General features: G+C 62.8%; 13 protein-coding genes. 7 read left to right on the forward strand and 6 right to left on the reverse strand.

The window, feature by feature from the left end; genetic code table 11:
* Positions 1 to 394: 394 nt before the first annotated feature.
* Both Q8O80_RS19390 and Q8O80_RS19395 read right to left on the reverse strand, forming a co-directional pair.
* Positions 395 to 814, reverse strand: coding sequence for a hypothetical protein (locus tag Q8O80_RS19390; RefSeq protein WP_305582360.1), 420 nt, complete (start codon positions 812 to 814; stop codon positions 395 to 397).
* Between the two features lie 238 nt (positions 815 to 1,052).
* Entirely contained in the window at positions 1,053 to 1,724 is a 672-nt protein-coding gene (locus Q8O80_RS19395; protein ID WP_305582361.1) for a bifunctional 2-polyprenyl-6-hydroxyphenol methylase/3-demethylubiquinol 3-O-methyltransferase UbiG, read from the reverse strand.
* Between the two features lie 87 nt (positions 1,725 to 1,811).
* Between Q8O80_RS19395 and Q8O80_RS19400 the strand changes: the two genes are divergently transcribed.
* Both Q8O80_RS19400 and Q8O80_RS19405 read left to right on the forward strand, forming a co-directional pair.
* Entirely contained in the window at positions 1,812 to 2,714 is a 903-nt protein-coding gene (locus Q8O80_RS19400) for a LysR family transcriptional regulator (protein ID WP_305582363.1), read from the forward strand.
* 350 nt (positions 2,715 to 3,064) lie between these two features.
* Positions 3,065 to 3,802, forward strand: coding sequence for a hypothetical protein (locus Q8O80_RS19405; RefSeq protein ID WP_305582365.1), 738 nt, complete (start codon positions 3,065 to 3,067; stop codon positions 3,800 to 3,802).
* On the opposite strand, the gene Q8O80_RS19410 is transcribed toward Q8O80_RS19405, so the two are convergent.
* Positions 3,768 to 4,013, reverse strand: a complete 246-nt coding sequence (locus Q8O80_RS19410) for a hypothetical protein (protein ID WP_305582367.1) — start codon at positions 4,011 to 4,013, stop codon at positions 3,768 to 3,770. The two genes, Q8O80_RS19405 and Q8O80_RS19410, sit on opposite strands and share 35 nt — an antisense overlap.
* 18 nt (positions 4,014 to 4,031) lie before the next feature.
* On the opposite strand from Q8O80_RS19410, the gene Q8O80_RS19415 reads away from it, so the two are divergent.
* Both Q8O80_RS19415 and Q8O80_RS19420 read left to right on the forward strand, forming a co-directional pair.
* Positions 4,032 to 4,244: a hypothetical protein gene (locus Q8O80_RS19415; RefSeq protein WP_305582369.1), complete on the forward strand. Its 213-nt coding sequence runs from the start codon at positions 4,032 to 4,034 to the stop codon at positions 4,242 to 4,244.
* 46 nt (positions 4,245 to 4,290) lie between these two features.
* Entirely contained in the window at positions 4,291 to 5,175 is an 885-nt protein-coding gene (locus Q8O80_RS19420) for an alpha/beta fold hydrolase (RefSeq protein ID WP_305582371.1), read from the forward strand.
* Positions 5,176 to 5,320: 145 nt separating this feature from the next.
* On the opposite strand, the gene mutY is transcribed toward Q8O80_RS19420, so the two are convergent.
* The gene (gene mutY / locus Q8O80_RS19425) at positions 5,321 to 6,373 is read right to left on the reverse strand and encodes an A/G-specific adenine glycosylase (protein WP_371136242.1); all 1,053 of its coding nucleotides are present in this window, start codon (positions 6,371 to 6,373) and stop codon (positions 5,321 to 5,323) included.
* Between the two features lie 137 nt (positions 6,374 to 6,510).
* Here mutY and Q8O80_RS19430 point away from each other — a divergent pair, with 137 nt between their 5' ends.
* The 3 genes from Q8O80_RS19430 to smc all read left to right on the forward strand — a co-directional run bounded on the left by Q8O80_RS19430 (position 6,511) and on the right by smc (position 11,523).
* Complete coding sequence (locus Q8O80_RS19430) at positions 6,511 to 7,032, forward strand: DUF721 domain-containing protein (RefSeq protein ID WP_305582375.1); 522 nt, start codon at positions 6,511 to 6,513, stop codon at positions 7,030 to 7,032.
* 84 nt (positions 7,033 to 7,116) lie between these two features.
* A complete protein-coding gene (locus tag Q8O80_RS19435) occupies positions 7,117 to 7,920 on the forward strand; it encodes a thioredoxin domain-containing protein (RefSeq protein ID WP_305582377.1) in 804 nt (267 codons plus the stop codon).
* Positions 7,921 to 8,067: 147 nt separating this feature from the next.
* A complete protein-coding gene (smc, locus tag Q8O80_RS19440; RefSeq protein ID WP_305582379.1) occupies positions 8,068 to 11,523 on the forward strand; it encodes a chromosome segregation protein SMC in 3,456 nt (1,151 codons plus the stop codon).
* A gap of 122 nt (positions 11,524 to 11,645) precedes the next feature.
* On the opposite strand, the gene Q8O80_RS19445 is transcribed toward smc, so the two are convergent.
* Complete coding sequence (locus Q8O80_RS19445) at positions 11,646 to 12,107, reverse strand: NUDIX hydrolase (protein ID WP_305582381.1); 462 nt, start codon at positions 12,105 to 12,107, stop codon at positions 11,646 to 11,648.
* Between the two features lie 18 nt (positions 12,108 to 12,125).
* The coding region (locus tag Q8O80_RS19450) for a Bcr/CflA family efflux MFS transporter (protein ID WP_371136241.1) at positions 12,126 to 13,368 on the reverse strand (1,243 nt) is incomplete at its 5' end.

Raw genomic sequence — 13,368 nt, forward strand, 5'->3', positions numbered from 1 at the left:
TGATCGGCGAGCTGGTGACCCTGGCCGCTCAGGGCAAACTGCCCCTGCCCGTCGGCGGCATTTTCGATCTGGCCGATGCGGCCAAGGCCATGGATGCCGCGCTGGTCCCCGGCCGCGCCGGCAAGGTCCTGCTGCGCGCCTAGGCTCTGCTGCACTACAACACGATGGGGCGCGCCATAGTGGCGGGCCCCGCCCCTGCTGCAATCTCCGATGAGCCCTTGTTCACCGGCCACATTGGCCATTCGGACGGGATCGCCCGCCTCCAGAAATGCGCGCCATTTCCATGGCAGAAAGCGACTCCAAACTCGCCGTGCAACAATCCCTAAGCGATCTCCAGAAAGCTGCCCTTCCTCTCCCTGCCAAAACGCTGCCACTTGGTGTCAGGGCGGGGCCCTCAGTCACGAGGCGAGGCGCGCCTCACAATGTGGTCGAGTTCCCACGCTTCACGCAGCTTTTCGTCCCCAGAATCTGGCCATCCTGTGTCGCTGCTTGAGGGCCAAAATTCACCTGCGTTTCGGCGCCATTGCCAAACGTAGAAAATCCACGGGAGGACCAACAATGGGACTGCGATAATCGCTGCCCACGAATTGGTAACGTCGACGAGATGCAGGAAATTGGCGTCTATCAGGAATGCGCCGAGGGCACTCAAGAGCACGGTGCGGCCCGCCAAAGCTTGCTGTCTGGCGTCGTATGCCTCCATTTCGAGCTCGTTGATATAGCTCTGAGCTTCGTACGGCAGTTGTTCATATGTGATCGCGGGATGCGGCTCTCGATCTCGGATACCGTCCAAATGCCGTTTCTGCTCCTCGGTCATCTTCCCTCGATAGCTGGGCTTTCGATACCAAGGCAGGAACTCCCGATTGTGTTTGCGAAGCATCACACCATCCCCACCAAGAGAGAAGTGTCAGCGTGACACGACACGGCTTGACCGGTCAACGCTGCAGGCAGGGTGCGCCGGTTGTTGGGATGGCAGCTTCCTGAGTTCCGCTGACCATAACCCGCCGGTCCCCTCCCCACCCCATTTTGGTCTTCGCACGTCGACCGGCGCAATCCTACTGCCGGTCTTCATCCGCGAATTGTTCTGGATCACGGTTTTTAGCCACGATAAACGGACGCGTCTCCGAACCCTTGGTTGCGTGGTTCTCGTGTGCGACGATCTCCATTTCTTTACCGACGATCATCTGCATGAGCTCTTTCGCGCCAAAAACGGCGACATGCGGCGCCTTGCCCACCGAGCGCATGGCAGGAAGCAGGACGCGTCGGATCAACACGTTCATTTCTCCCAGACAGGGCGTTTTTGATATGAAAATCCCTTGCGGCTTGAGCAGGCGAGCTATCGTACGCAAAGTAGCATCAGGGTCGCGGACGAGATGCAAGTAATTGTACGCGAGGATGACATCGAAGCGATGGTCGTCATCTGCCAAATCCTCGGCGACAGCCGGACGAAACGAAAGGCCTGGGACAGGTTCCTCGTCGAGTTTTTGCCTGGCGATGCCAATCATCCGTTCTGAGATGTCCGTTGCAAGATAGGAGCCAACCGAGCCGGCGAGGCGCAGGGCAGTTGTTCCGGTGCCGCAGCCGAGTTCGAGCACGCGGTGGTTTGGCTGCAGGAAGCTGCGCGTGCGCTCCAGTGTGCGCTCGTATCCACCCGGATCAGCAATTTTGGAGGCGGCATAGCGCTCGGCAGTTTTGTTCCAGAAACGCGCGTCGTCAGCTGCCGTCATGTCATGCTCCAGTTTTCTGGGCAGAAACTAGCATATACATTTAGCGCGACAATTGCCTAATTCTGCACAATCCATATACATAAAACCATGAAGCCACTCGACTGGAATCTGCTGCGCGCTTTCCATGCAACGGCCACCCTGGGGTCGCTGTCCGCAGCGGCACGTCGGCTCGCGCTCACCCAGCCGACGTTGTCTCGCCAGATCCTTGCGCTGGAAGCGGACCTGGACGTGGCGTTGTTCGAGCGGATCGGGCGCAAATTGTTTCTGACCTCTACCGGGAGCGTGCTGCTTGAGCATACCAGGCTCATGGGAGAAGCGGCAGAGGCCGTTTCCCTGTCAGCTGTCGGCGATGCGCAGGCGCTTGGTGGGCGGGTGAGCATATCGGCTACCGATACGTATTCGGCCTATGTCCTGCCCGACATTCTCGCCCGCATCCGGCTGGAGGCGCCACAGCTCACCGTAATGGTATTGGCTTCCAATGACCTGAGTGATCTTCACCGCCGTGAGGCCGATATAGCGATCCGCCACGTTGCACCCGATCGGGACGGGCTTCTGGGGCAAAGACTCCCCGATACTGAAGCTCATTTCTACGCGTCCAACGAGTGGGTCAGGCAGAATGGCATACCAGCCGATGGAGCTGCGCTGGCGCGCTCCGGCCTCATCGGCATGGAGGACATTGATCAGTTTGCGGCCTATATGAGCGCGATCGGCGTTCCCATGGTGGCGTCGGACTTCCGGCTGCTTTCCAATTCCGGAATTGCCGTCTGGCAAATGGTGCAAAACGGCCTCGGCATTGCAGCCATGCTGCGCGAAGTTGCCGATCGGACTCCAGAGGTAACGCGGCTGCCCCTGGACTTGCCGCCGATTGTGGTTCCTGTCTGGCTCGTCACGCATCGGGGTTTGGCGTCAAGTCCCCGCATCCGTCTCGTGCAGAAGATCTTGAGCGAGGAATTGGCCCACACCATCCAGCCACGATCCAGCGCGCTGTAGACTGATTTCCGCTTTGCCCATGGGCCACTCCGGCCGCAGGTGGTCCGCTGTCCACCCCATTGCCGCCATTGCCACGACCAGGGCGGACCGGCCGCTTCCGGGAAATGGCAATGGCCGCCCGAACGGCCGTATCGGGGCGCATTGCTGATCGGCAGTTCCCGACCCCATTGCGGTCATTGAGACCTAGCGTTGCGGTTCTGCGAAGCGGGCGGAACGGTGGCACACCCTGGGCATCAAATGCGGCAAAATGGCAACTGACCATCTATCGAAACAAGAGAAATGCCCGAAGCTCATTTGATGCTGCGCGATTTTACTATTGAGTAGACCCTGGTGATTCTAGGACAGTTATAATGCTCAAATTTGGAAATATGGTATCGGTTGCGCTCTGTGCGGCGGGGTTGTTGGCGACGACGGGTGCCGTCCTTTCAGAGGACACGATAGCTCAAGGCGCCACCACAGGCTGGATAGCCGATCTCGATGTCGGCGCCGCCTTTCGCTATGGCAGTTCGAGCACAACCACTGGTGGTGCTTTCAATAGTGGTACTGCTTACGGTGTTGAATTTGATCCGGCCCTGAGACTGGGTGGCAGTTTTGGGTTCCAGTATAGCCCGGCTCTGGATGTTTTTCTGAGCTATAACTACATTGATGGTGCCACCCGGTGGAAAGCCGATTTTGGCCCGGGCGCCGATACTGCCTTTGACGGTCGCGCGCACTCGCATGTCGTGTTGGCCAATGCCCGTTATGGGCATGAGTTTTCACCCTCCACGCGGATTTCTGCGCTGCTGGGGGCCGGTATTGCCATTAATGGGCTTTCAGGTGTGGTGGAATCGGACGCCGTATCGGGAACCAAGGTCTCCGATATTGCTGACGGCAGCGTTACCAGTTTCGCCGCCCGAACCGGGCTCGAGCTGACCCATGATTTAAGCCAGAATGTCGGTCTCAAATTGGGGATGGGCCTGGACTATTATGGTGGCTTCAAGACTGGTGCGAGCCGATTGAGGCTGGGCGCCAACCAGCCAATCGGGGCCTACGAGCTGCAGCCGGCATGGGGCGTTACCGTATCGGCCGGCCTGGCCGCACGGTTCTGATTTGAGCCCCAGGCTGCCTGGGCTGACGGCCAGGCAGCCCGCAGGCTTCATTCGCCGCCTCAAGCGCCAGGGTCACCATTTCTTTCAGCGAGGTCTGGCGCTGGTCGGCGTCGATCTTTTGGCCGGTGATCAGGCAGTCTGTCATGGGGCAAATGGTCAGCGCCTTGACGCCAAAGCGGGCCGCCAGCGTGTAGAGCGCGGCCGCTTCCATCTCGACGCCGAGACCGCCGTGTTCGGGCAGGGTGACCGCTTCGTTCCTTCTCTACGTGAAACCGGTCTGCCCGTTCTCGACCCCATTGTGGTCGCTTACGTTCCAGCTGGCTTTACCCAAAGCAGCCATGTCGAAACGCCAATAACAAATATCAGCATTTCTTCAGATTGGTGTGGGGAGGGCAAGGTAGACAAATATTCTCCAGATATTCTCGACCAATTGTCGGTCTGAGTTGCCTCTGTTCGTCGAGTCAGCGTCACAAGCCGGAACCACGAACATGAAATATTTCCTCGCCTCCTTTGCCTTCGCTCTCTTGGCGGCCACTACACCTCTGACTCAAGCACAGGAGTTCGACATGTCTCTGCCTGCACCGACCAAATCTGGGTACGCCCCCGTAAACGGGATCGAAATGGCCTATGCAGTCTTTGGGCAAGGTGAGCCGCTTGTTCTGCTACACGGAGGTTTGCAAAACAGGGACGACTTCGGTCCTGTGCTAACGGAGTTGGCAAAAAGCCATGAAGTGATTGCGGTCGACTTCCAGGCCCACGGGCGCACTCAGCCCTTCGATCGCCCTATGTCCTTTGATGCCTTCGCCACTGACATTGCCGATTTGATCCGATGGCTTGGCCATGAGAGTGCTGACGTTGCGGGCTACTCCATGGGTGGCATTACTGCCATTCGCCTTGCAGTAGACCATCCCGACGTCCTCGATCGGCTAGTTGTCGTTTCGGCGCCGTACGCATATTCCGGCTGGCACGAGTACAATGCCGAAGGTATGCGGAGCATAGGGGCACACCTCGCTGAGGAAATGATGCAAACGCCTTTGTACGAGGCCTATGCAGCAATAGCGCCTGACCCGACAAATTTTCCCAAGCTTCTCGATCAGATGGGCAGTTTTATTGGGAACGACTACGACTGGTCTGCTGAAGTTAGGAAGATCGCTGCACCGACTTTGATCGTTGTTGCCGACTACGACGCAGTTCGCATCAGCCACGCCACCCATTTCTTCGAACTGCTTGGTGGCGGTCAGGCGGATGGCGGTTGGGCGGGGGAAGGGATGACGCCAAATCGCTTCGCCGTTATTCCTGGTGCTACCCACTACACGATCAACACCGATCTAAGGCTTGCGGCAGCGATTAACGATTTTCTCGCCATCGAATGATGTGGCCAAGGGCGCTTTAGCGCTGGCTGAAGCGCATACGCCTGCGATCTCCGCTTTCATTGCGTTGGCGATGCAAGCGGTCAGACCGCTCCCCACCCCATCGCGGCCAACGCCTCGGCCCCTCGGAAGGGACCGCTCGGGAGCTCTACTCCAGCCCCGCCGCTGCCAGCACTTTGCGGAACAGGGTTGGCAGGGCTTCGCCCCGAAGCGCGGCGGGTTCGGACCACCAGCCGCCGGCGAGTGCGTCCGGTTGCACGGCAGCCGACCAGATTTCGAGCTCGAGCCGGAAATGGGTGAAGATATGCACCACCTGGCCGCGATGGGACCAATCGGCTGCGAGCGGATAGCTGACTTCGGCCAGTTCGGCACCCCAGTCTGATCCGGGCACCTCGGTCATGCCGCCCAGCAGCCCCTTGGCCGGCCGACTCTGCAAATAGACGTCGCCGGCGTGGTCAACCATCACAAAGGCATGGCCCTTGCGCACCGGGCGATCGGCCTTGGCGGGTTTGATGGGGTAGCGTGTCGGATCGCCCTGGCGGGTGGCGATGCAGCCGGACTGGATCGGACAGAGCAGGCAGGCGGCGGCGCGGGGCGCACAGATGGTGGCGCCCAGATCCATCATGGCCTGGGCAAAATCGCCGGCCCGCGCGGGCACCGAGGCCTGCAGGGCTGCGCGCAGTTCCTCCTTGGCCTCGCGCACCGGCACCTCAACTGTGTAATAGCGCGCCAGCACCCGGTCGAGATTGCCATCGAGCACGGCGATGGGTTCATCAAAGCAGATCGCGGCAATGGCGGCGCTGGTATAGCTGCCGATGCCCGGCAGGGTCTGCAGCGCGGCAGAGGTCGCGGGGAATTTGCCGGCGTGATCATTGACCACCGCCTGGGCGCAGGCGTGCAGGTTTCTGGCGCGGGCATAATAGCCCAGCCCGGCCCATTCCTTGAGCACCGAATCCAGCGGCGCGGCAGCCAGATCAAACACTGTCGGCCACAGGCTGGTGAAGCGGGTGAAATAGCTTTTGACCGTGGCCACGGTGGTCTGCTGCAGCATGACCTCGCTCAGCCAGACCCGATAGGGATCGGGAAATTGGCCGGCCGCCCGGTCGGCCGGGGCAATGCGCCAGGGCATATCGCGGGCATGGCGGTCATACCAGGCGAGCACGGCCGAGGCGTCGATGCGGGCGGGATGGGAGAGCTGCATGTCCATCCGATACCCCTACCCCGGCCCGCCCCACAAGGGGGAGCGGGTCACATCCGGTTCAGACGGCGATCCCGCCGCCACCCCGATCTGGCGCCCGCCCCCTTGTGGGGATGGGGGGGTGGGGGTATGGCATCGGCATGGCCAAAGACGATCTCCCCGAGCCCAAGCGCCGCAACCGGACCATGAGCGTGGCCGATGTGCTGGCTGGCGCGCTCGATCCGGTGCTGAAAAAGCGCGGCTTTGCCAGTCGCGACATCATCGCGCATTGGTCGGTGATGGCGCCCAAGCCCTATGACGAAGTGGCAATCCCGGACAAATTGAGCTGGCCGCGCGGTGAGCGCAGCGCCGAAGGGGCGACCCTGGTGCTGCGCTGCGTGCCCGGCCATGCGCTGGCGATTGCCCATGAGGGTGAAAAAATCGCCGCCGCGATCAACCGCTATTTCGGCTTCGTGCTGGTGGGGTCCGTGCGCCTGTCGGCCGAGCCATTCACCCCCGGTTCAGGCAAACAGGAACAGGCTCCCTATCAGCCGAGCCCAGGCGTGCAGGCCAAGGTCGGCGCGCAGTTGGCCGGGGTGGAAAACGAGGAGCTGCGCGAGGCCTTGCGCACCCTGGGCCATGCCCTCTCCAGCCGCTCGGAGCACAAGGGGGGGCAGGGGTGATCACCGAGCAGTGATGCATCTGCCCACTTGCTCCCAAATTTGACTTGTATAGTGTCGCCGAAATCAAAAACAGGAGCGTTAGCTGTGAATTTTACCCGCCGTGACACCCTTATGTTGGCCGCTGCCGCATCGGCTCTGAGCCTGTGTGGGGTCGCCACCGCCAACGCTGCTGAAGGCGATGTCATCGCCGTCGACAAGCTGATGGCGCCCGCCGGTGACTATGTCGACCACGTTCAGGGCAGTGAAACCGCGCCCGTTACCGTGATCGAATATGCTTCGCCGACCTGCCCACACTGCGCCGACTTCGCCAATGACGTGCTGCCGGGCTTCATCGAGTCCTATGTCGATACCGGCAAGGTCAAGCTGATCGTGCGCCCCTTCGTCCGCAACGTGCTCGACGCGGCGGTCTTCATGCTTGCCGAGGCTGCCGGCCCGGCCAATTACCACAATGTGCTGTCGACCTTTTTCAAGACCCAGACCACCTGGGCCAGTTCGCAGACGCCCCGCGACGCCATCCTGGACATTGCCAAGCAGTTGGGCTTTACCCAGGAAACTTTCGACGCTGCATTGACGAATCAGGACCTGTTTACCCGGATGGAAGCGGTGCGAGATCAGGCACTGAACGATTTCGGCCTCGTGGGAACTCCGACATTCTATGTCAACGGCACAACGCTTAGTGGCGACAAGACGCTGGAACAGCTGGCAGCGGCAATCGACCCGCTGGTGCCGGCCGATTTCGTTGCGTCCACGCCAGCGACCGATGTGCCCGCCGCCGACACACCTGCAGCCAGCACGGTCACCCCGGCCGAGCCTGCGGCAGCGCCTGCCGGCGGCACGATGGCTCCGGCAACGCCCGATGCCATGGCCCCGGCTGCCCCGGCGCAGTAAGTTCGGCATACGCGATCTGCACCTCCCCCTTGACGGGGGAGGTTGGGAGGGGGTGGTGGTCGACCCCAATAGATGCCGCCTGGCCGCCCCCCTCCCCAACCCTCCCCGCAAGGGGGAGGGTGTCTCCCGGTGGGCGGGCCATCACCCATGAAATTCTCCCGCCTCAAACTGCATGGTTTCAAGTCGTTCAGCGATGAAACCACCCTGGTGATGGAGCCGGGTCTCACCGGCATTGTCGGCCCCAATGGCTGTGGCAAATCCAATCTCGTGGAAGCCATGCGCTGGGTGATGGGGGAAAGCTCATACAAGGCGATGCGCGCCTCGGGCATGGACGACGTGATCTTTGCCGGCTCGGGCAATCGCCCCGCCCGCAACTCCGCCGAAGTCACGCTGGTGCTCGACAATAGCGACCGCACCGCCCCCGCCGCCCTCAACAATGCCGATATCCTGGAAGTCACCCGCCGCATCGAGCGCGAGTCCGGCTCGGTCTATCGGGTCAATGGCAAGGAAGTGCGCGCCCGCGACGTGCAATTGCTGTTTGCCGATGCCTCCACGGGCGCCCATTCGCCCGCCATGGTGCGGCAGGGCCAGATTGGCGAGCTGATCTCGGCCAAGCCGACCGCCCGCCGCGCCTTGCTCGAAGAGGCCGCCGGGATTTCCGGGCTGCATTCGCGCCGGCACGAGGCGGAACTGCGGCTGCGCGCGGCCGAGGCCAATCTCGAACGCGTCGATGACATTATCGCCCAGGTCGAGACCCAGCTCGAAACCCTCAAGCGCCAGGCCCGGCTCGCCACCCGCTATCGGGCGCTCAGTGGCGATATCCGCCGGACCGAAGCCACCCTGTTCCATATCCGCTGGGTCGCGGCGCGCTATGCCGAACAGGAAACCGCGGCGCAGCAGGCCGTGCTGGTGCGCGAACTGGCTGACGCCACCCATCTTGAACTGCAGGCGCAGAACAAGCTCGCGGAGGCCGATGCGGCGCTGCAGCCGCTGCGCGAACGCGAGGCCGTCACCGGCGCGGTGCTGCAGCGCTACACCATCCTGTCCGAACAACTGGCCGATGAGGCGCGCCGGGCCGGCCAGCGGCAGGCCGAGCTGGAAGACCGCATTCGCCAGCTCACCGCCGATGGCACGCGCGAGGGCGAACTGGTGGCCGAGAGTGAAACCACGCTGGAACTCTACGCCGAAGAACTGGACACATTGCAGGCCGAGGGCGAGGCCGCGCAGGACGATTTCGACAAGGCCCGCAGCGAAGCGGCGGCGGCTTCAAGCGCAGTGGCGGCTGCCGAAGCCGAGGCCCGCAGCGCCGCTGACGCGCTGGCCGAGGTCCGCGCCCGCCGCGACCAGGCTGCCCGCAGCGCCAGCGAGGCGGCCGGCCGTATCGAGCGGCTGACCCAGCAAATTGCCGAAGTCGAGACCGAGGCCCGCAGCATTGCCGCCCGGCTCGACGCCGACGAAACCCTGGCCCTGAAGCGCGCGGCGCTGGCCGCCGCACAGGAACGTACCGCCGAGGCCGATCAGGCCGCCACGCAGGCCGAAGAGGCCACCGCCGTGGCGCAATCGAAACTCGACGGGGCCCGCCCGCGCCTGGCCGAAATCGACGCGGCGCTGAACCGGCTGGAAGCCGAAGCGGCGACGCTGGGCAAGATGCTCAATGTCGGCGCGGGGCTGTGGCCGGCCATTGTCGACGAACTCAAGGTCGCCCCCGGCTACGAAACCGCGCTGGGCGCCGCACTGGGCGATGATCTCGATGCCAGCTCGGATGCCGGCGCGCCCATGCACTGGTCGGTGCCGGTCGATCACAGTGATGACGCCACCCTGCCCCAGGCCGCCGAGCCGCTGTCGCGCTATGTCACGGGCAGCCCGCTGCTCAAGCGTCGGCTCGACCAGATCGGGCTGATTCACGCCGTCGATGGCCCCAGCCTGATGCACGCGCTCAAGCCGGGCCAGCTTCTGGTGACGCTGGAAGGCGCGGTGTGGCGCTGGGATGGGTTCATCGCGGCCGCCGACGCGCCGAGCGCGGCGGCCCAGCGCCTGGCGCAGCGCAATCGGCTGGCCGAACTGGACGAGGAAATTGCCCGCGCCAAGGGCGAACGCAACAGCTGGAAGCGCGATGTCGATGCGCTGGTCGCCGCGCTCGATGCTGCCCGGCAGGACGAGCGGCAGCAGCGCGAGGCCTGGCGGGCGGCGCAGCACGCCATTGGCGCGGCGCAGCTCGACGTCGATCAGGCACAGCGCGCCATTGGTGATCTGACCACCAGACAATCCACGCTGGAAGAGGCCCGCGTGCGGCTGGGCACCAGCCTGGGCGAAGCACAGGTCCAGCATGGCGATGCCGGGCGCGCGCTGCTTGCGGCCGGGACCGAAGGCGATGCTGCCGACATTGCCGAGGCCAGACAGCGCGTTTTGGCTGCCGCCCGCGAACGCGCCGATCAGGCCCGGCTCAGGCTGGGTGGCTTTGAGACCGCGGCCCGCCTGCGCGACAGCCGCCTGGCCCAGCTCGAGCGTGACACGCAGAGCTGGCGCCGCCGCCGCGACAGCGCCATGGCCCAGTTGGCCACGCTGGATCAGCGCCGGGCTGAAGTCAGCGCGCAACTGGCCAGCACCAGCCAGACCCCCGATGGTTTTGCCGCCCGCCGCGTCCAGCTCGACGCGCAGATCGAGACGGCGAAAATCGAACACCAGGCGGCCGGCGACCGCTTCAACCTTGCCCAGTCGGAACTGCGCGAGGCCGACAAGGCACTGCGCGCCGCCAGCGACACGCTCAGCAATGCCCGGATCGAGCAGACCCGCATTGACGAGCGGATCAAGGGCTTCATCGCCCAGCGCCAGCAGATCGAACGCCAGATTGAAGAAACCCTCGACATTCCCGCCTCAAGGACCCTGGAAGCTTCCGGCATCCGCCCCGAGGAGGCGCTGCCCTCCGAAGCGGCCACCGAGCAGAAGCTCGACCGGCTCAAGGCCGAGCGCGAGCGGCTGGGCGGGGTCAATCTGTCGGCGGAAAAGGAAGCCACCGAAGTGCAGGCCAGGCTCGATCTGATGGTCAAGGACAAGACCGATCTGATCGAGGCCATCGCCAAGTTGCGCACCGGCATCTCCTCGCTCAACCGCGAGGGCCGCGCCCGCCTCAACGAGGCCTTCGTCAAGGTCAATGTGTTCTTCCAGGAGCTGTTCACCACCCTGTTTGGCGGCGGCACGGCCGAGTTGAGCTTTGTGGAAAGCGATGATCCGCTCGAAGCGGGCCTGGAAATCATCGCCCGCCCACCGGGCAAGAAGCCGCAGACCATGACCCTGCTCTCGGGCGGGGAACAGGCGCTGACCGCCATGAGCCTGATCTTTGCCGTCTTCCTCACCAATCCCGCGCCGATCTGCGTGCTCGACGAAGTCGATGCGCCGCTCGACGACGCCAATGTGGAACGCTTCTGCAACCTGCTCGATTCCATGCGCCAGCGCACCAATACGCGCTTCATGGTCATCACCCACAACCCGATCACCATGAGCCGCGTCGACCGCCTGTTCGGCGTCACCATGGCCGAACGCGGCGTCAGCCAGCTGGTCTCGGTGGACCTGACAACGGCGGAGACGTTTCTGGAGGCGGGGTGATGACTGCGGTCGGTTTCGACCGTTCAGCCGTAAACATGGGTCAAAACCCGCCATCGCCAATAGCGAACGATGAACCGGATGATGGCGGTTTGCGCCCCCATTTCAGTCATAGGGGACGACCTTCAACTATCGCCAAGAGCGGACATGCTACCGGGGCTCATTAGCCTCAGCGCCTGATAAGCGAGAGTGTCAACGTCCTCGCTGACGTCCTCTAGGGACGATAACTTCGCGATTTGAAACCATGCAGCCTCTGTTGCATCATCTCCAGCGATCGGGGTTCCCGAAACCCACGCGCATAGCACCGCGACCATCACGAATTGCCGCCGCAGTAACCCCTCTTGGTCGTAGTCGAATGCGTCCAGTGCGTTGAACACGCACCGAGCTTCTGTCCGCACTTCGGTTTCCTCGAACAGCTCCCTGACGGCCGCCTGCGCCATGGTCTCGCCGGGATCGATCCATCCACCCGGATAACCCCATTTTCCAGCATCAGGTGGATTGATCCGCCGAACCAGAAGCACGTGATCGTCATGGACAACCACGCCGAGAACCGAAGCGACAGGATGTGCGGAGGATTGGACAGACATTGGCGGGTTCTCCCTTGATTATGCTGATTTGCGCGCAGTGCCATCGAGATTTCGGGCGAGTAGGGCTGCGCCTAGGGCGACGGCCGCTGAGGTTAGCATCACGAGGAACAGGCCAGACCGGGCATTCTCTTCGGTCAAAACCGCACCCGCAAACGCAGCCATGATGGAGGCCCCAGCGACCGCAATCGCACCGGCCAGACCGGCGGCACTTCCCGTATGTGTCGAACGAACTGAAATCGCTCCAGCGCTGGCGCTCGGCTGCGTAAGGCCGTTCGACACGCCCACGAACAGGCAGGGCCCGAACAATGCCAGCACATGATCGATGCCGGCTGCATACAGGATGAGGCCGAACAAAAGACCGGCGCAGGCCACAATCCGTCCGACAACCAACATTGTGGTCACCGGCAACCTGCCGGCGAGCCGCCCGGCTAGAAAGCTGCCGACCATGAAGCCGCCGGTGATCGAGCCCATATAAAGGCCGAGGATCGCTGGCGACAGGTCGAAAGCCAAGGCAGCCAGCGGGGCACCGGCCAGGAAGGCGTAGAAGGCACCAACCGAGAAGGCCATGCAGACGCAATACGCCCAGAAGCGCTTCGAGCCGAGGAGTTCAGGATAGGCCCGATACTGTTCTGCCATCGTCTTCGATGGCGCGCTGTTCGTCTCGCGCAGATCGGTCCAGCACAAGACCAGAACCGCAGCCCCAAAGAATGCCAGGACGTAGAAGCTGGCTCTCCAACCGAACACCTGATCCAGTAGTCCACCAACCGTCGGTCCGAGCATAGGCGCCATGGCCCATGCCATAGCCAGATAGCCAAACTGACCTGCTGCTTGCTCCCTGCTGGTGGTGTCGCGGATTGCGGCAAGCGATACCGCATATGTCGGGGCGATTATGGCCTGGACCATCCGGCAGGCGAGGAAGGTCCACGCATCGGGAGCCAAGGCGCAGCCGATCGTCGCCACAATGAAAATCGCCAGTGCCAGAAGGATCACCGGGCGGCGACCGAACCGGTCAGAAAGGGGACCAAGAACAAGTTGAAGGCATGCCGACACCCCAGCGTAGGCCGCCAGGGAAAGACCCATTATCCCGTAGGCGACATCGAACTCGGTGGCCATGCCCGGCAGCGACGGGAGAAAGAAGTTGATCGGTAGAATGGCGAGCGCCGACAACAGAATCAGCGTCGAAAGACGAGGTTTCGGTGATGCAGTTCGCACGATGATGACCGCTAAGCATGAAGAGTGGACGGGCAATAAAAAAGCCCCG

The organism is Devosia sp., from assembly GCF_030689745.1.
Classification (GTDB): domain Bacteria; phylum Pseudomonadota; class Alphaproteobacteria; order Rhizobiales; family Devosiaceae; genus Devosia; species Devosia alba.

What these genes read in the sequence shown, in the direction of transcription:
- Q8O80_RS19390 (WP_305582360.1), bottom strand. Translation starts at nt 814, where the DNA reads ATGACCGAGGAGCAGAAACGGCATTTGGACGGTATCCGAGATCGAGAG.
- Q8O80_RS19395 (WP_305582361.1), bottom strand. Translation starts at nt 1,724, where the DNA reads ATGACGGCAGCTGACGACGCGCGTTTCTGGAACAAAACTGCCGAGCGC.
- Q8O80_RS19400 (WP_305582363.1), top strand. Translation starts at nt 1,812, where the DNA reads ATGAAGCCACTCGACTGGAATCTGCTGCGCGCTTTCCATGCAACGGCC.
- Q8O80_RS19405 (WP_305582365.1), top strand. Translation starts at nt 3,065, where the DNA reads ATGCTCAAATTTGGAAATATGGTATCGGTTGCGCTCTGTGCGGCGGGG.
- Q8O80_RS19410 (WP_305582367.1), bottom strand. Translation starts at nt 4,013, where the DNA reads ATGGAAGCGGCCGCGCTCTACACGCTGGCGGCCCGCTTTGGCGTCAAG.
- Q8O80_RS19420 (WP_305582371.1), top strand. Translation starts at nt 4,291, where the DNA reads ATGAAATATTTCCTCGCCTCCTTTGCCTTCGCTCTCTTGGCGGCCACT.
- mutY (WP_371136242.1), bottom strand. Translation starts at nt 6,373, where the DNA reads ATGCAGCTCTCCCATCCCGCCCGCATCGACGCCTCGGCCGTGCTCGCC.
- Q8O80_RS19430 (WP_305582375.1), top strand. Translation starts at nt 6,511, where the DNA reads ATGGCCAAAGACGATCTCCCCGAGCCCAAGCGCCGCAACCGGACCATG.
- smc (WP_305582379.1), top strand. Translation starts at nt 8,068, where the DNA reads ATGAAATTCTCCCGCCTCAAACTGCATGGTTTCAAGTCGTTCAGCGAT.
- Q8O80_RS19445 (WP_305582381.1), bottom strand. Translation starts at nt 12,107, where the DNA reads ATGTCTGTCCAATCCTCCGCACATCCTGTCGCTTCGGTTCTCGGCGTG.